Origin of the sequence: Streptococcus mitis (assembly GCF_022137125.1) — a bacterium.
GTDB classification, from domain to species: domain Bacteria; phylum Bacillota; class Bacilli; order Lactobacillales; family Streptococcaceae; genus Streptococcus; species Streptococcus mitis_CE.
In genome coordinates, this window is sequence record NZ_JAKNEQ010000001.1 from 55,672 (window position 1) to 70,450 (window position 14,779).

The window sequence follows — 14,779 nt, forward strand, 5'->3', positions numbered from 1 at the left end:
ATGGAAATAGAACTTACTGATTTCCAAGGTTGCAAGATTGCCTTATTTTGTGGTGATAAGCTACTGGTCATCTTGCGTGATGATAAGGAAAATATCCCTTGGCCCAATATGTGGGAGTTGCCGGGTGGTGGCCGTGAAGGGGACGAAAGCCCATTTGAATGTGCGGCGCGTGAAGTTTATGAAGAACTGGGGATTCATCTGACTGAGGATTGTCTGCTTTGGAGTAGGGTTTATCCAAGTGTGCTCTATGAAGGTCGGTACTCTGTCTTTATGGTTGGTCAGCTAAGACAAGAACAATTTGACAATATTACCTTTGGAGATGAAGGACAGGGCCATCAGCTGATGAATGTCGAGGAATTTCTTAGCTCCAGTCAAGTTGTCCCTCAGTTGCAGGATAGATTGAGGGATTATTTGGAGGAATATTTATGATAAGACTTGAACGAGCAGGAGCAGAGGATTTGGAGACCATCATTGCGATTCAAAGAGCTAGCTTTAAGGCTGTTTATGACAAATACCAAGATGAATACGATCCTTATCTGGAGGACAGTGAACGAATTAAGTGGAAACTAGTCGAGCGTCCCAATAGCTATTACTACTTTGTGAAAGAAAACGAAGATAAAATCGGATTTCTTCGAATTCAGACCAATGACGAGTTAACGAAAGCTTGGTTAGGAACGGCAGCGATTTTGCCCCAGTATCAAGGAAAAGGTTATGGCTCTGAGGGATTGCGCTTGCTAGAAGAGGAATTTCCAACCGTTAGACAGTGGGATTTGTGTACGGTATTACAGGATGAAGGTATGGTTGCTTTCTATGAGAAGAACGGCTACCATCAAACCCATATTGAACCTGAAAAAGAAGGCATGGATATGGTATACATGAAAAAATGCATAGAGAAATAGAAAGGATGGTTCAGTTAAATTTCTAAACTGAACCCGCCCTAAACACTGTGCCAAAAAGATAAACTTCTCTTAGACACAAGCGTCTTCAGAGAATTTCCTATTTTGGTTTTGTGTTTTACGGGCTTGGTATCTTATTTATGGAAACATGGCAAGAGTTAAAAGTTACAGTGAAGCGTGAGGGAGAGGAGTTAGTTTCCAATCTCTTGATTGAGCTAGGAGCGCAAGGTGTTGCGATTGAAGACAGCATGGACTATGTGGGAAATGTCGACCGCTTCGGCGAGATTTTCCCAGAGGTTGAGCAGCAAGAAGAAATCGTAGTGACAGCCTACTACCCTGATACGGTGGATGTAGGGGTGGTTGTGGCAGACTTGCAGGCTCGTCTCGCGGAACTAACTGATTTTATGGATTTGGGAGAGGTCAAAATGGGGACGACTGCCTTGGCTGAGGAAGACTGGGCGGACAATTGGAAGAAATACTATGAGCCAGCTCGCATCACTCATGATTTGACTATCGTGCCGTCGTGGACAGACTATGAGGCGACTGCGGGAGAAAAGATTATCAAGCTGGATCCTGGTATGGCCTTCGGGACAGGAACCCATCCAACCACTAAGATGAGCCTTTTTGCTTTGGAGCAGGTTCTTCGTGGTGGTGAAACAGTGCTAGATGTGGGGACTGGATCAGGCGTCCTCTCCATTGCTAGCTCGCTACTTGGTGCCAAGGAAATCTTTGCCTACGACCTGGATGATGTAGCAGTTCGTATTGCTCAGGAAAATATTGAGCTAAACCCTGGTATGGAAAACATCCATGTAGCTCCAGGAGACTTGCTTAAGGGAGTTGAGATTGAGGCAGATGTGATTGTAGCTAATATCTTGGCGGATATCCTCGTTCATCTGACGGATGATGCTTATCGCTTGGTCAAGGATGAAGGCTATCTCATCATGAGTGGCATTATCAAGGACAAATGGGATATGGTGCGCGAGTCGGCTGAGTCAGCTGGATTTTTCCTCGAAACTCACATGGTTCAAGGGGAATGGAATGCCTGTGTCTTCAAGAAAACCAAGGATATTTCTGGTGTGATTGGAGGCTAGCATGCAGCAGTATTTTGTCAAAGGCAGTGCTATCTCCCCTGTCACCATCGAGGACAAGGAAACCAGCAAGCATATGTTTCAGGTTATGCGCTTGAAAGAAGATGATGAGGTGACCTTGGTCTTTGATGATGGCATCAAGCGTTTGGCGCGTGTAGTGGATGTGGAAGCTCGTCAGTTTGAATTGGTAGAAGAACTAGATGACAATGTGGAACTGCCCGTTCAAGTGACCATTGCATCTGGATTTCCCAAGGGGGACAAGCTGGAGTTTATCACTCAAAAAGTAACTGAACTGGGCGCCAGCCAGATTTGGGCCTTCCCTGCCGATTGGTCCGTTGCTAAGTGGGATGGCAAGAAATTGGGTAAAAAGGTTGAAAAACTAGAAAAAATTGCCCTTGGAGCGGCAGAGCAAAGCAAGCGTAATGTTGTCCCAAGTATCAAGCTTTTTGAGAAGAAAGCTGACTTTCTAGCTCAACTGGACCAGTTTGACTCAATTGTGGTGGCTTATGAAGAATCAGCAAAAGAGGGAGAAGCTGCTGCGCTTCTGCAAGCAGTCACTGGTCTTGAAAAAGGAGCCAAACTGCTCTTTATCTTTGGTCCAGAAGGTGGTCTGTCACCTGCAGAAATCGAAAGTTTTGAAGCTAAGGGAGCAGTCTTGGCAGGACTTGGTCCTCGTATCTTGCGAGCAGAAACAGCACCACTTTACGCCTTATCAGCCCTTAGTGTTTTATTAGAATTAGAGAAATAAGAGGAAGAAAATGGAACAAAAACACCGTTCAGAATTTCCAGAGAAGGAACTTTGGGATTTAACAGCCCTATACCAAGACCGTGAGGATTTCTTACGTGCAATCGAGAAAGCTCGCGAAGACATCAACCAATTTATCCGTGACTACAAGGGCAATCTTCATATTTTTGAGGATTTTGAAAAGGCCTTTGCGGAATTGGAACAAATCTACATTCAGATGAGCCATATTGGTAACTATGGTTTTATGCCTCAGACGACAGATTATAGCAATGACGAATTTGCCAACATTGCTCAAGCTGGGATGGAATTTGAAACAGATGCCAGTGTAGCCTTGACCTTCTTTGACGATGCCTTGGTGGAAGCTGATGAGGAAGTCTTGGATCGTTTGGGTGAATTACCTCATTTGACGGCGGCCATTCGTCAGGCAAAAATCAAAAAAGCCCACTATCTTGGGGCTGATGTGGAGAAGGCCTTGACCAATCTGGGTGAAGTTTTCTACAGTCCACAGGACATTTACACTAAGATGCGAGCTGGGGATTTCGAAATGGCTGACTTTGAAGCCCATGGCAAGACCTACAAAAATAGCTTTGTGACCTATGAAAATTTCTACCAAAACCATGAGGATGCTGAGGTTCGTGAGAAATCTTTCCGTTCCTTCTCAGAAGGTCTTCGTAAGCACCAAAATACGGCTGCTGCAGCCTACCTAGCTCAGGTCAAGTCTGAAAAACTATTGGCAGATATGAAGGGGTACGACTCAGTCTTTGACTATCTTCTAGCTGAACAGGAAGTAGACCGTGTCATGTTTGACCGCCAGATTGATTTCATTATGAAGGATTTTGCGCCGGTTGCTCAGAGATACCTCAAGCATGTTGCCAAGGTAAATGGTCTTGAAAAGATGACCTTTGCAGACTGGAAATTGGACTTGGACAGCGCCCTGAATCCTCAAGTGACCATTGACGATGCCTATGATTTGGTCATGAAGTCGGTAGAACCTTTGGGCCAAGAATATTGTCAGGAAGTTGCTCGCTATCAAGAAGAGCGCTGGGTGGACTTTGCTGCCAATAGTGGCAAGGATTCTGGTGGTTATGCGGCGGACCCATATCGCGTGCATCCTTATGTCCTCATGAGCTGGACAGGTCGTTTGAGCGATGTCTATACCTTGATTCATGAAATTGGGCATTCTGGTCAATTCATCTTTTCAGATAATCATCAAAGCTACTTTAATGCCCACATGTCGACCTACTATGTCGAAGCGCCGTCAACTTTCAATGAATTGCTACTCAGTGACTACTTGGAGCACCAATCTGACGACCCACGTCAAAAACGCTTCGCTCTGGCTCACCGCTTAACAGACACCTACTTCCATAACTTTATTACCCACCTCTTGGAAGCAGCCTTCCAGCGTAAGGTGTATACATTGATTGAAGAAGGGGAGACCTTTGGAGCAAGTAAACTCAACAGCATTATGAAGGAAGTCTTGACGGATTTCTGGGGAGATGCCATCGAGATTGACGACGATGCAGCTTTGACTTGGATGCGCCAAGCTCACTACTACATGGGCTTGTATAGCTACACTTACTCTGCTGGTCTTGTTATCTCGACTGCAGGTTACCTTCATCTGAAACACTCAGAAACTGGAGCTGAGGACTGGCTCAATCTCCTCAAATCAGGTGGTAGCAAGACACCACTTGAATCAGCCATGATTATCGGAGCCGATATCTCAACGGATAAACCACTCCGTGATACCATCCAATTCTTATCAGACACGGTTGATCAGATCATCGCCTACAGTGCTGAGTTGGGAGAGTAAATTAAAAGAGTCTGGGACAAAAGTCTAACCTTAAATATAAAAAGCGAACAAAACGAGTTATCTGACACTCAGAATACTGTCTTGTTCGCTTTTTTTCTAATCTATCGATTTTAAAAATTTATAATAAAGAATTCTAAAATCAAAATTTTTTGTTCAGGCCTCTTAAGTTATCCCCAAAAGCTATCTTCTTCTGCTTGATCTGAAGAGAAGAGCCAAACTTCTTTGATTTTTCCGTCTTCAATACGGAAGAGGTCAATCCCGTTCATATTGAGTTCAGTACCATCAGCACGTGTTCCAAGAAAAGTAACATTGGCTGCGATTAAATCCTCATTGACAGAAACCCAATTTGTTACCACCTTAAAGGTTCCATTAGTTTTCTCAGCAAATGTAGCCAAGTGAGGTCCTAGCTTGTCCTTACCAACAACTGTACCAGATATACTATGAGTACCAGGTTGATGCCAGATAATATTGTCTGCCATCGTTTCAAAGACACCAGGAAAGTCACCAGCAATTAAAGCTTGGTTATAAGCGTTGAAAATTTCTAAGTTTGTTGACATATCTATTCTCCATTTCTTTTTTATGATATAATTGTAACAGTTACAATCTAAAAAACAAGTAGACACTTTTTCGATAGCTAGTATCAAAAGTGGTACTATTATTGATACTAAAAGATAAATTTTTTTAAAAAAATAGAAAGAAGATATTTTATGACAAATAAAGTGAGTGAGTATGGTATTTGTCCATTTGCGACAACGCAGAGGGTTTTAACGGGGAAATGGGCACTGGTAATCATTTATCAGTTGAGTACGGGTACCAAACGATTTAAAGAATTGCAGAGATTATTGCCTGGGATTACTCAAACTATTTTGACCCGTCATCTCCGTCAATTAGAAAAGGATAAGATTGTTCAACGAAAGGTCTATGCCGAAGTTCCACCACGAGTTGAGTACAGCTTGACCGAAATGGGGCAGGAATTCAGAGTTGTTTTAGATGCTGTCGAGAAATGGGGTCTAGATTATATCAAGTTGCTAGAAATGTAGAGGTATTGACCATGTATCAAGAGTTACTTAGAAAAATAGCAGAAGAAAAAACAAGTTATCATGAGGAGGAAATCCAGTGGTTGCTTGATCATTTGGGAGATTCTTCTCCAGAAATTCGCGATGACCTTGTTTTTACAAGCTTTGCTAGAGGGATTCAGGAAGAGCTATTTACACACGAACAATTTTATTTCATTGCTGAGGAAATTTTATCTGATGGAGGACTAGATAAAGAGATTGATAAGGTAGGTCTGTCAACCCTTGAACGTTCTTTTAGGGCGCTTATTTATGCAAATCTCTTGTCTGCAGATGCCAACCAGCAATCGATTTTTTATCAGGGATTAAAAGCAGAAATTCGTAATGTCCTTTTAAATCAAGGGTTGTACTATCTTTCAAAAGAAAAGGATACAACAGGTTTTTCAAGTCAGTATGGTTGGGTTCATGCTTTTGCACATGGAGCCGATTTACTGACAGAGGTGGTTTGTCATCCAGACTTTCCTAAAACCAGAGTTCATGAAGTATTTGAGATACTTGGCCAACTATTTAAAAGAATGTCCATTCGTTTTACAGATGATGAGGATTGGCGTTTAGCAAGAGTAATCTATGAACCTATTTTACAAGGGAAGTTGGAGCAAGAGCAAGTAGCTTCTTGGATAAAAGCTGTTGACTTTCCGATAGAAGAAAGGGAAGATTTTTATAAATTTTCCAACTTCAGATCCTGTCTGTTGGAAGTCTATGTCCAACTTGACCAGAGAAATAGTTTACAAGATGACTTGAAAGAAGCCATCCAGTCTTTTCAATACTAGGGATAAGCTAATATTATTTATTGAAAGAGTTTCTATTGTATCCTCCTAACTAATAATGAAAACTAATAAAAGAGGTTAAATCATTTTCCAACCTCTTTTCTTGTATCTTAATGGAATTGCATACCACCATCAACGATAATGGTTTGTCCTGTAATGTAGTTTGAATCTGGCCCTGCAAGGAAGCTGACAGCAGCAGCCACATCTTCTGGTTCAGATAGACGTTTTAGGGTAATATCTTTTGCAAATGTCTGCATACCCCACTCGTCATCTTTTCCTGCATTTTTACCAACTTCATGAGCGATATCGTACATCATTGGTGTTTTCACAATACCTGGTGCGTAGGCGTTAACAGTGATGCCTGAGTCTGCTAAATCACGTGCTAATGTTTGCGTAATTCCACGAACAGCAAATTTTGTTCCACCGTAAACAGTTAGATTTGGATTACCGACTACACCGGCTTGAGAGGTTGCGTTGATAATTTTACCTCCGTGGCCAAGTGCTTTAAATTGTGCTTGTGCAGCTTGTGAACCCCAAATGACACCACCAACGTTGATACCGAAAGTACGTGTAAATTGTTCCTCAGTAATTGTATCAAGAGGAGTAGTTGGAGCAACACCAGCGTTATTTACGACAACATTTAAATCACCAAAATGGTCAACAACCTTTTGAAATGCTTGTGCAACTTCGGCCTGTTTCGAAACATCGGCCACGACAGCAAAGGCATTTTCAGCTGATAATTCGGCAACAGCTTTTTCAGCTGTTTCGGGATTGTAGTCTAAGACTCCTACCTTAAAGCCATCTTGAACCAATCGTTTTGCGATTGCAAAACCGATTCCTTGACCTGCACCTGTGACAATAGCAACTTTAGACATATGATTCCTCCTTGGTATCCACGATACCATTCAAACGTTCATAAAAGAACAGCAAAGTTGTAAAAATTAGTTCAAATTAGGGACTGAACAACATATCTGAACTATGTTAATAGTATATACCTTTAGAAAAAATGTTTCAAATAAACACTACCGTTTTTATAGAATTTTATCCTGAAAATTTCCAATCAATTTTCTTGAAACCCTTTCCCTCTTTTGATAGACTAGTATCTAGTTTTTGAAAAAAGGAGAAAGAAAATGAAAAAATTTGTCGCTGAGTTAATCGGTACTTTCATGCTTGTGTTCGTTGGGACTGGAGCTGTTGTTTTTGGAAATGGTCTTGATGGCCTAGGTCACCTTGGAATCGCCTTTGCCTTTGGTTTAGCCATCGTGGTTGCAGCCTACTCAATCGGAACTATTTCAGGTGCTCACTTGAACCCAGCGGTTTCGATTGCTATGTTTATTAACAAACGTTTGTCATCTTCAGAGCTTGTAAACTACATCCTTGGACAAGTAGTTGGAGCTTTCCTTGCGTCAGCTGCGGTATTCTTCCTCTTGGCTAACTCAGGTATGTCAACTGCTAGTCTTGGTGAAAATGCCTTGGCAAACGGTGTCACTGTCTTTGGTGGTTTCTTGTTTGAAGTCATCGCAACTTTCTTGTTTGTCTTGGTTATCATGACTGTGACATCAGCAAGCAAGGGCAATGGCGCAATTGCTGGTTTAGTAATCGGTTTATCATTGATGGCGATGATTCTTGTGGGATTGAACATTACTGGACTTTCAGTAAACCCAGCTCGTAGCTTGGCACCAGCTGTATTGGTAGGTGGCGCAGCTCTTCAACAAGTATGGATTTTCATCCTTGCGCCAATCGCTGGTGGAGTTCTTGCAGCTCTTGTTGCGAAAAACTTCCTTGGAACAGAAGAATAATTGAAACTCAAAAAGCCTTGCTCCTCATCTTGAGGAACAGGGCTTTTTCGTATGAGTTTAACGGTTATCAATTTTTTCTGGATAGAGATCGTGTTGGAAGAGGCGTTGTTCTGCCAAGCCTTCATACTTAGTTCCAGGTTTACCGTAGTTGTAGTAGGGGTCGATTGAAATGCCGCCGCGCGGACTGAATTTTCCCCAGACCTCTAAATAGCGAGGATCTAGCAAGTTGACCAAGTCTTTCCCGATGGTGTTGATACAGTTTTCGTGGAAATCTCCGTGGTTTCGGTAGCTAAAGAGGTATAGTTTGAGGGATTTTGACTCAACACAGAGCTTGTCAGGAATGTAGGAAATATAAATAGTTGCAAAGTCTGGCTGAGCAGTGATTGGGCAAAGTGAGGTAAATTCAGGGCAGTTAAATTTGATGAAATAGTCATTTTCCACATGACGATTGTCAAAGGATTCTAGGACTTCTGGTTGATACTCGAAAATGTAGTTAGTTTCTTTGTTGCCCAGTAGGCTGAGGTTTTTCATTTCTTCTTGTTGTGACATGATTTTTTCTTTCTAATCTTAAACACCACGTTGATTATCGTAGAGGAGGGTATGCAGTTGAGGAAGGACGCGGACATTGCCCCAGCTATCATCAGCGGCGATGCGTTCCCAAAGTTCTTTGAGTCGGTCTAGTTGGTCTTGGACAATATTGCCTGTGGCCTTGGGCTCAGGATTTCCAGCCGATAAGAAGAGGACATCTGGTTGGTAGCGTTCTTGTATGCCTCTGGCAAAGGCCAAATCGGCATCGTCAAAGACAGGGATTTTAAAGGTGACCTTGTCTGGATCCAGTTGGGAAACGATAAAGTCCAAGGTCTCAAAGTTGACTTCCATCTTGGATGAAGGAGGCTTGGGACTCAGAGTAACCTGGTCGATGTCTTTCAACCAATTTTGCCAGCGAGAGCCTTGAGTTTCAACAGCCAGAGTGACACCACGTTCCTTGAGTTTAGTGACGAGTTCAGCCATGTTGGCTGCTAGGATAGCAGGATTTCCCCCAGATAGAGTTACATAGTCGTAGCTCCCCAATTTATCCAAGGCAGCAATGACCTCGTCAGCAGTCATACGAGTTGGCTTTTCAGAACCATCCCAAGTAAAGGCAGAATCGCACCAGTCGCAGTGGTAGTCGCAACCAGCAGTGCGGACAAACATGGTTTTCTGCCCGATAGCACGACCTTCACCTTGAAAAGTTGGGCCGAAAATTTCCAGAACTGGTAGTTTGAGGATACGTTCCCTAGTCATCTAACCACTCCCGTCTAAACTCCGCAAAGGCAGTCGGAGTCTCATAGAGGCGAATATATTCCAAACGGAGACCGCGTTCATCTGGCAACTCTTGACTCATGGTTTGGAAAATCCAGTAAACCATATTTTCAGCAGTCGTGTTCATATAGGGCAGGGTTTCATTGAGATAGCGATGATCCAAGTGGGGCTCTAAGAAGTTCTTGTAGATCGCTTTGATGTCTCCAAAGTCGTAGGTCATGCCACGTTCATCTAAAAGTCCACTGACAGCAATCTGCAGATGATAGGTGTGGCCGTGCAGGGATTTGCATTTTCCCTCATAGTGAAAGAGGTGGTGGGCAGCATCGAAGGTAAACTCTTTTGATACCAAGGTTCTGTGAGGATTGTAGACAAGAGACTCCCCAGTTTCCTGTTTGATTTCTTTGGGTGCAAAAAACATTAGGCCTCTCCTTTCTGTGAGAGATAAACATCTAAACCATGTTGACGTAGGTGGCAGGCTGGGCAATATCCACAGCCACTTCCGATAATCCCGTTGTAGCAGGTCAAGGTCTTTTCACGAACATAGTCAAAGGCACCGAGTTGGTCGGCTAATTCCCAAGTTTCAGCCTTGTCTAGCCACATGAGAGGTGTTTGGATAACAAAGTCGTAATCCATAGCAAGGTTGAGGGTAACATTAAGAGATTTGACAAAGACATCCCGACAATCGGGGTAGCCTGAGAAGTCTGTCTCGCAGACACCTGTCACGATATCTTTAATGCCTCGTTGCTTAGCAAGGACTGCAGCAAAGGATAGAAAGAGGTGGTTACGACCGTCAACAAAGGTATTGGGAACCTCTCCCTCTTTTTGCTCAATTTCCAGATCAGAGGTCAGGGCATTTTCAGTGATTTGCCCCAGTAGAGACATATCTAGGATATGATGACGAATGCCCTGTTCCTTAGCGATTTCTCTAGCGACTTGAATTTCGAGATGATGGCGTTGGCCGTAGGCAAAGGTAACGGCTTCGACCGTTTCATAGTGTTCTTTAGCCCAAAAGAGGCAGGTTGTAGAATCTTGACCGCCACTAAAGACGACCAAGGCTGATTGACGTTTCATAGTACTCCTTCCAAAATGGGAAATGTTCAGAGCACGCAAAAAGCTCCCTTGAGGGAGCTAAAAAATACCAAGTAGAGGTTTTTTTTAGCGATGGCATGTCCCAAACATCGTAATATTCTACATACAGTCTAGCATATTTTTTGAAAAATGGCAAAGGGCAAGAAAAAAAGAGACCAAAGAAAGTACTTGGTCTCTAGTATGATTAGCTCAATTCAGCAACGATGGCCTTGATTTGTTCTGCTGTGTGAACACCAGCAACTTGTTTGACAACTTGGCCGTCTTTTTTGAAGAGAAGAGTTGGGATAGACATGATTCCAAAAGCACGAGCTGTGTTTGGATTTTCATCAACGTCCATTTTAACGATTTTCAAAACATCTTCTGAAAGTTCTTCAGACAATTTGTCCAAGATTGGACCTTGCATACGACATGGACCACACCAAGTTGCCCAGAAGTCTACCAAGACCAAACCGTCTTTTGTTTCTTGTTCGAATGTTGCATCTGTAATTGCTTTTGCCATTGTATTTCTCCTTTTTTAGTTATATTGGCTTAAATCTTGTTTCATGAGATAGAAGAAGACATCTCCGTAAGTCCCATGGTAGTCCAAATCATGACCGTTGTAAGTTAATTTTTGGACAGGGTAGTAGTCTGCGACGCCGATAAGGCAAGCTTGTTGTGAACGATCAAAGTCTTCATAAGATTCGAAAGTCACAGTTCTTTCGTTCTTGCTGGCATCTAGATAGGTAATTTCAATCATTTTTAAAACTCCTTTGTTTAATGATGATTTTATTTTACTCCTTGTAAAAGAGAATGTCAAGAAAAATGATTGCGCACGCAACTTTTTTCTAAAATCATCTTAAATTAAGAAATCCAAACCAGTTTCCAAGCTTGCTTCGACAGCCTTTTGTAGTGTGGCCAGTGTTTTTTGCCCATCACTTGTCAGGCAGATAAAGCTAGAGCGTCTATCTTGATCACAACACCTGCGACTAAGCAGACCGCAATTTTTGGCTTCCAAGCGAGCCACCATCCGAGAAACAGCGCTCGGACTCAGATGAAGTTTGTCTGGCAGGTCAATCTGGCGTAGAGATTTTTCTTGGGCCAAGTCCAGATAGTAGAGGAGGTAGAATTCTTTCAAGGTCAGACTTTGCTCGCTCTGCTGGGCAATAGTCTCTTCCAAGAGACTTTCAATTTCTTTCTGACGACGATTGAAGTCAAACCATTTTTCCAAATAGGTCATAGTATCTCCTTTCTTTTTAGAGTTGTAAATAGAAGAATGTCCATTAACGGACAGTCTCCACATTACAAGATGATTGCGCATGCAATAATTATACTACTTTTCAAAAGAGCTGGCAAGAAAGACGTTGGCATCTTTTATCCTAAATCATGCCTGTTTTCACAAGTCAAGAATTGTTTGTATGCCCTTTCCTTTCTAATTTTCATTATCCCTTGTGCATTTCCTTGAAATTTTCTGAAAAAAGAGTAAACTGGTATGCAAGAAGTCTATTTCGTGGAGTTTAGGATGAAATTATATGTTCAATTAATGATTCTCTTTGTGATTTCTCTAATCGGAGAGGGAATCTCTAGTTTCTTTCACTTGCCCATCCCAGGCAGTATTATTGGTTTGATTATTCTTTTTCTAGCCTTACAATTCAAGTGGCTGAGAACTAGGCATGTCAACATGGTGGGGAATTTCTTGCTGGCCAATATGACCATTCTCTTTTTGCCGCCAGCAGTGGGAATCATGGAGAAGTTTGATGTGATTGCTCCCTATCTCTTGCCAATTGTTTTGATTGTCTTTTTTGCAGCAGTCATCAATATTATCCTCATAGCCTTGGTGGTTCAGTTCATTAAGCGACGGTTTGAGGGAGATTATGAGAAAGGAGATACCAAATGAGTGAATTTGTTTCCAATCCCCTGTTTGGGCTTGCCCTGTCTATCCTAGCCTATCTAGTGGGAATGCTGATTTACAGACGTTTTCCTCATCCATTGACAACGCCCTTGCTTTTGTCAGCTGTTTTCATTATTATCTTTCTAAAGGTGACGGGTATTTCTTACCAAGATTACTACCAAGGTGGGGTTTATTTGAACAACTTGATTGTTCCATCGACCGTGGCTCTAGGGATTCCGCTTTATAAGAGTTTTCACTTGATGAAGCACCATGCACGGAGTATTCTCTTTGGTAGTCTGTTAGCAGTAGTTGTCAATACCTCTTTCACAGCCCTTGTAGCTAAGATTTTTGGAATGGACTTTTTCCTAGCCATTTCTCTCTTTCCTAAGTCAGTAACAACCGCCATGGCAGTGGGAATCACAGAAAAATTGCAAGGTTTGACGACCGTGACCTTGGTGGTTGTAGTGGCGACTGGGATTTTAACCAGTGTCATCGGCCCAACCCTTTTGAAGTGGTTGAAAATTGATGACCCAGTAGCTGTTGGTCTTTCCCTTGGAGGAACAGGTCATGCTGTCGGAACGGGAACAGCCTTTCGATATGGCTCTGTAGCAGGAGCCATGGGTGGTTTGGCTATCGGTGTTACCGGTATTCTCTATGTCTTTGTCAGCCCTATCGTAGCCAGTTTGATATTGAGTTAAAAAGCAAGGAATTTGAGTTCCTTGCTTTTTAAAATCGTATGTTATAGAGTATTATTTTTCTTTGCTTAAGTGAATGACTTGGTCATAGTGTTTTAAGTCTTCTTCCGTGTAGTGGTGAATGACTTCAATGACTGTTTGAGGTAGGGAGAAGAGCAAACCGCTAATTTTTCTGCTATTTTCCAAGTCAAGATTGGCCTTAATCTCATCAGCTAAGATGAGCTGGCTATCATGGTAGAGGGCGCGAGCGATTTCAAGGCGTTGTTTCTCGCCACCAGATAGACTATCATTTCTGAGCGTTCGATTTTTCAAATGTTCTAATCCTGTTTTTTTGAGGATATGATTTAAAGTCTCTTTATTTTTATCCAGTCCCAGAAGGATATTGTCTTCCAGAGATAGCGTGTCAAAGTAATGGCTATCTTGGAGAATATAGGAACTAATACTTGTGATTTCTTGACGTGACAGGTTCTGACCAGCAAAGCTAATCTGTCCACTTGTCGGTGTCTCTTCTCCATGAATGATATTGAGCAGGGTTGTCTTACCAGAGCCACTTTCCCCGATAATGGCGATTTTTTCTCCTTGCTTGATGTGTATGGAAATCGGAGATAAGAGGATATTCCCATCTTTTTCTAGGGAGATGCTGTCAAGTTGGATAGGGAAAATGTTTTCTATGATTCTAGGCAAGATGGCATCAGACTGGCCCAAAAGTTTTTGGTATTTGTTGAGAAGAGTTCGAGTCGCTTTTCGGGTGTTGGTAAAGTAAGCCAACTCTTGGAATTGATAGCCGATATTATAGGAAACTAGATAGATGGCCACAAAACTCGCCGCATCTAAATAATTATAGTAGGTCATAAAGCCACCGATGACGATTGGTGTGACAGAACAAAAGGCATCGATGCTATTGATCAAGAGACTGTTTAAAGTTCGTTGCTTTTCATAGTTAATTTCGGTATCTAGACTGGTTTGTAATTGCTTTTGGTAGCGAGTAAAAAAGAAATCTTGCCCCTGATAATGGCGAATTTGTTGGCTACCGCCAATAAAATTTGTCAAGCTTGTTAAGTAGCTTTGGTTAACAGTTGACCGCTTTTCAGAAAGTGAGTCCAAACGCTTTGATCCGATAGCACTGCAGAGTACAGGAAAGGAGTAGAAGAGGATGAAAATCAAGCCCAGGTAAAAATTGGTCCAAAGGGCATAGAGAATGGACACAGTTGTGAAGCCAAGAGAAGAAATGATGATGATCGTTGGCTCAATATAGTTTTCTTCTAGTTGCTTGACGTCGTTTTCTAGGTCGGACAAGATATCTTTTTCATCAATCTCATAACTGTTTAAAAATCGCTTGAAAATAGCACTCTTGATTCCATATTTGAAGTCAGTAATCAAACGAGCGTAGTAATAACGTTTCCCAGCCAAACCCAGTAAGAGGATGAGATTACCAAGGATTCCTAAAATCAAAACTTTCCAAAGAAGGCCTAGTTCTTGATTGGTAAAACTAGCAACAATATTTTGAACAAGGGCTGGTGTGATAATTGCTTCCAGCCAAGTAATGGCAATAGAAAAGAAGTAAAGTATGAGGTGCTTCTTAGTAACAAATCTTTTCAGCATAAAGAGTTGCCCTCCTTATCGATATACATATAATCAATTTTAAAGT

Annotated in this window: 20 protein-coding genes; 10 read left to right on the forward strand and 10 right to left on the reverse strand. The window is 42.1% G+C overall.

Features of this window, described 5'->3' with window-relative positions:
- The 5 genes from L0P31_RS00270 to pepF all read left to right on the forward strand — a co-directional run bounded on the left by L0P31_RS00270 (position 1) and on the right by pepF (position 4,539).
- Positions 1-429 (forward strand): NUDIX hydrolase, encoded by a 429-nt coding sequence (locus L0P31_RS00270; RefSeq protein WP_238095273.1) that lies wholly within the window; start codon positions 1-3, stop codon positions 427-429.
- A complete protein-coding gene (locus L0P31_RS00275; protein ID WP_223340209.1) occupies positions 426-899 on the forward strand; it encodes a GNAT family N-acetyltransferase in 474 nt (157 codons plus the stop codon). Before L0P31_RS00270 ends, L0P31_RS00275 begins: the two co-directional genes overlap by 4 nt.
- A gap of 137 nt (positions 900-1,036) precedes the next feature.
- Entirely contained in the window at positions 1,037-1,987 is a 951-nt protein-coding gene (prmA, locus tag L0P31_RS00280; RefSeq protein WP_223340208.1) for a 50S ribosomal protein L11 methyltransferase, read from the forward strand.
- A gap of 1 nt (position 1,988) precedes the next feature.
- The gene (locus L0P31_RS00285) at positions 1,989-2,732 is read left to right on the forward strand and encodes a 16S rRNA (uracil(1498)-N(3))-methyltransferase (protein WP_223340207.1); all 744 of its coding nucleotides are present in this window, start codon (positions 1,989-1,991) and stop codon (positions 2,730-2,732) included.
- Positions 2,733-2,742: 10 nt separating this feature from the next.
- The gene (gene pepF, locus L0P31_RS00290; RefSeq protein ID WP_238095275.1) at positions 2,743-4,539 is read left to right on the forward strand and encodes an oligoendopeptidase F; all 1,797 of its coding nucleotides are present in this window, start codon (positions 2,743-2,745) and stop codon (positions 4,537-4,539) included.
- 167 nt (positions 4,540-4,706) lie between these two features.
- Here the strand turns inward: pepF and L0P31_RS00295 are convergent, their stop codons facing one another.
- Positions 4,707-5,096: a nuclear transport factor 2 family protein gene (locus tag L0P31_RS00295; protein WP_238095277.1), complete on the reverse strand. Its 390-nt coding sequence runs from the start codon at positions 5,094-5,096 to the stop codon at positions 4,707-4,709.
- Between the two features lie 150 nt (positions 5,097-5,246).
- On the opposite strand from L0P31_RS00295, the gene L0P31_RS00300 reads away from it, so the two are divergent.
- Together L0P31_RS00300 and L0P31_RS00305 are read left to right on the forward strand one after the other, a co-directional pair.
- The gene (locus L0P31_RS00300) at positions 5,247-5,579 is read left to right on the forward strand and encodes a winged helix-turn-helix transcriptional regulator (RefSeq protein WP_000182730.1); all 333 of its coding nucleotides are present in this window, start codon (positions 5,247-5,249) and stop codon (positions 5,577-5,579) included.
- Positions 5,580-5,590: 11 nt separating this feature from the next.
- Complete coding sequence (locus L0P31_RS00305; protein ID WP_238095514.1) at positions 5,591-6,382, forward strand: DUF2785 domain-containing protein; 792 nt, start codon at positions 5,591-5,593, stop codon at positions 6,380-6,382.
- Positions 6,383-6,489: 107 nt separating this feature from the next.
- Here L0P31_RS00305 and L0P31_RS00310 read toward each other — a convergent pair whose 3' ends face one another.
- Entirely contained in the window at positions 6,490-7,254 is a 765-nt protein-coding gene (locus L0P31_RS00310; protein WP_000048147.1) for a (S)-acetoin forming diacetyl reductase, read from the reverse strand.
- A gap of 255 nt (positions 7,255-7,509) precedes the next feature.
- Here L0P31_RS00310 and L0P31_RS00315 point away from each other — a divergent pair, with 255 nt between their 5' ends.
- On the forward strand, positions 7,510-8,178 hold the full coding sequence (locus tag L0P31_RS00315) for an MIP/aquaporin family protein (protein ID WP_238095279.1): 669 nt from the start codon (positions 7,510-7,512) through the stop codon (positions 8,176-8,178).
- A gap of 57 nt (positions 8,179-8,235) precedes the next feature.
- On the opposite strand, the gene queF is transcribed toward L0P31_RS00315, so the two are convergent.
- The 7 genes from queF to L0P31_RS00350 form a co-directional block, all read right to left on the reverse strand.
- The gene (gene queF / locus L0P31_RS00320) at positions 8,236-8,727 is read right to left on the reverse strand and encodes a preQ(1) synthase (protein WP_238095281.1); all 492 of its coding nucleotides are present in this window, start codon (positions 8,725-8,727) and stop codon (positions 8,236-8,238) included.
- A gap of 18 nt (positions 8,728-8,745) precedes the next feature.
- Positions 8,746-9,462 carry a 7-carboxy-7-deazaguanine synthase QueE gene (gene queE, locus L0P31_RS00325; RefSeq protein ID WP_125386812.1) on the reverse strand — a complete coding sequence of 239 codons (717 nt, stop codon included), beginning with the start codon at positions 9,460-9,462 and terminating at the stop codon, positions 8,746-8,748.
- A complete protein-coding gene (queD, locus tag L0P31_RS00330) occupies positions 9,455-9,898 on the reverse strand; it encodes a 6-carboxytetrahydropterin synthase QueD (protein WP_238095283.1) in 444 nt (147 codons plus the stop codon). The genes queE and queD overlap by 8 nt, the downstream gene beginning before the upstream one ends.
- Positions 9,898-10,551, reverse strand: a complete 654-nt coding sequence (gene queC / locus L0P31_RS00335) for a 7-cyano-7-deazaguanine synthase QueC (RefSeq protein ID WP_238095285.1) — start codon at positions 10,549-10,551, stop codon at positions 9,898-9,900. Before queC ends, queD begins: the two co-directional genes overlap by 1 nt.
- Positions 10,552-10,753: 202 nt before the next feature.
- The gene (trxA, locus tag L0P31_RS00340) at positions 10,754-11,068 is read right to left on the reverse strand and encodes a thioredoxin (protein WP_001029581.1); all 315 of its coding nucleotides are present in this window, start codon (positions 11,066-11,068) and stop codon (positions 10,754-10,756) included.
- Positions 11,069-11,083: 15 nt separating this feature from the next.
- Positions 11,084-11,305: a DUF4649 family protein gene (locus L0P31_RS00345; RefSeq protein ID WP_000570256.1), complete on the reverse strand. Its 222-nt coding sequence runs from the start codon at positions 11,303-11,305 to the stop codon at positions 11,084-11,086.
- A 99-nt stretch (positions 11,306-11,404) separates the two neighbouring features.
- On the reverse strand, positions 11,405-11,785 hold the full coding sequence (locus L0P31_RS00350) for a MarR family winged helix-turn-helix transcriptional regulator (protein WP_125447916.1): 381 nt from the start codon (positions 11,783-11,785) through the stop codon (positions 11,405-11,407).
- Between the two features lie 282 nt (positions 11,786-12,067).
- Here L0P31_RS00350 and L0P31_RS00355 point away from each other — a divergent pair, with 282 nt between their 5' ends.
- The gene (locus tag L0P31_RS00355; protein ID WP_004235226.1) at positions 12,068-12,442 is read left to right on the forward strand and encodes a CidA/LrgA family protein; all 375 of its coding nucleotides are present in this window, start codon (positions 12,068-12,070) and stop codon (positions 12,440-12,442) included.
- On the forward strand, positions 12,439-13,134 hold the full coding sequence (locus L0P31_RS00360; protein WP_001288952.1) for an LrgB family protein: 696 nt from the start codon (positions 12,439-12,441) through the stop codon (positions 13,132-13,134). The genes L0P31_RS00355 and L0P31_RS00360 overlap by 4 nt, the downstream gene beginning before the upstream one ends.
- 51 nt (positions 13,135-13,185) lie before the next feature.
- On the opposite strand, the gene gggC is transcribed toward L0P31_RS00360, so the two are convergent.
- Complete coding sequence (gene gggC / locus L0P31_RS00365) at positions 13,186-14,733, reverse strand: streptosactin export ABC transporter GggC (RefSeq protein WP_238095287.1); 1,548 nt, start codon at positions 14,731-14,733, stop codon at positions 13,186-13,188.
- Between the last annotated feature and the right edge of the window lie 46 nt (positions 14,734-14,779).

Excerpts from the sequence above, each read along its gene's own strand:
- L0P31_RS00275 (WP_223340209.1), top strand. The coding sequence starts at position 426 with ATGATAAGACTTGAACGAGCAGGAGCAGAGGATTTGGAGACCATCATT.
- L0P31_RS00285 (WP_223340207.1), top strand. The coding sequence starts at position 1,989 with ATGCAGCAGTATTTTGTCAAAGGCAGTGCTATCTCCCCTGTCACCATC.
- L0P31_RS00355 (WP_004235226.1), top strand. The coding sequence starts at position 12,068 with ATGAAATTATATGTTCAATTAATGATTCTCTTTGTGATTTCTCTAATC.
- prmA (WP_223340208.1), top strand. The coding sequence starts at position 1,037 with ATGGAAACATGGCAAGAGTTAAAAGTTACAGTGAAGCGTGAGGGAGAG.
- queE (WP_125386812.1), bottom strand. The coding sequence starts at position 9,462 with ATGACTAGGGAACGTATCCTCAAACTACCAGTTCTGGAAATTTTCGGC.
- L0P31_RS00315 (WP_238095279.1), top strand. The coding sequence starts at position 7,510 with ATGAAAAAATTTGTCGCTGAGTTAATCGGTACTTTCATGCTTGTGTTC.
- L0P31_RS00295 (WP_238095277.1), bottom strand. The coding sequence starts at position 5,096 with ATGTCAACAAACTTAGAAATTTTCAACGCTTATAACCAAGCTTTAATT.
- queD (WP_238095283.1), bottom strand. The coding sequence starts at position 9,898 with ATGTTTTTTGCACCCAAAGAAATCAAACAGGAAACTGGGGAGTCTCTT.
- L0P31_RS00305 (WP_238095514.1), top strand. The coding sequence starts at position 5,591 with ATGTATCAAGAGTTACTTAGAAAAATAGCAGAAGAAAAAACAAGTTAT.
- pepF (WP_238095275.1), top strand. The coding sequence starts at position 2,743 with ATGGAACAAAAACACCGTTCAGAATTTCCAGAGAAGGAACTTTGGGAT.
- L0P31_RS00310 (WP_000048147.1), bottom strand. The coding sequence starts at position 7,254 with ATGTCTAAAGTTGCTATTGTCACAGGTGCAGGTCAAGGAATCGGTTTT.
- L0P31_RS00270 (WP_238095273.1), top strand. The coding sequence starts at position 1 with ATGGAAATAGAACTTACTGATTTCCAAGGTTGCAAGATTGCCTTATTT.
- L0P31_RS00350 (WP_125447916.1), bottom strand. The coding sequence starts at position 11,785 with ATGACCTATTTGGAAAAATGGTTTGACTTCAATCGTCGTCAGAAAGAA.
- L0P31_RS00345 (WP_000570256.1), bottom strand. The coding sequence starts at position 11,305 with ATGATTGAAATTACCTATCTAGATGCCAGCAAGAACGAAAGAACTGTG.
- queC (WP_238095285.1), bottom strand. The coding sequence starts at position 10,551 with ATGAAACGTCAATCAGCCTTGGTCGTCTTTAGTGGCGGTCAAGATTCT.
- queF (WP_238095281.1), bottom strand. The coding sequence starts at position 8,727 with ATGTCACAACAAGAAGAAATGAAAAACCTCAGCCTACTGGGCAACAAA.
- L0P31_RS00360 (WP_001288952.1), top strand. The coding sequence starts at position 12,439 with ATGAGTGAATTTGTTTCCAATCCCCTGTTTGGGCTTGCCCTGTCTATC.
- trxA (WP_001029581.1), bottom strand. The coding sequence starts at position 11,068 with ATGGCAAAAGCAATTACAGATGCAACATTCGAACAAGAAACAAAAGAC.
- gggC (WP_238095287.1), bottom strand. The coding sequence starts at position 14,733 with ATGCTGAAAAGATTTGTTACTAAGAAGCACCTCATACTTTACTTCTTT.
- L0P31_RS00300 (WP_000182730.1), top strand. The coding sequence starts at position 5,247 with ATGACAAATAAAGTGAGTGAGTATGGTATTTGTCCATTTGCGACAACG.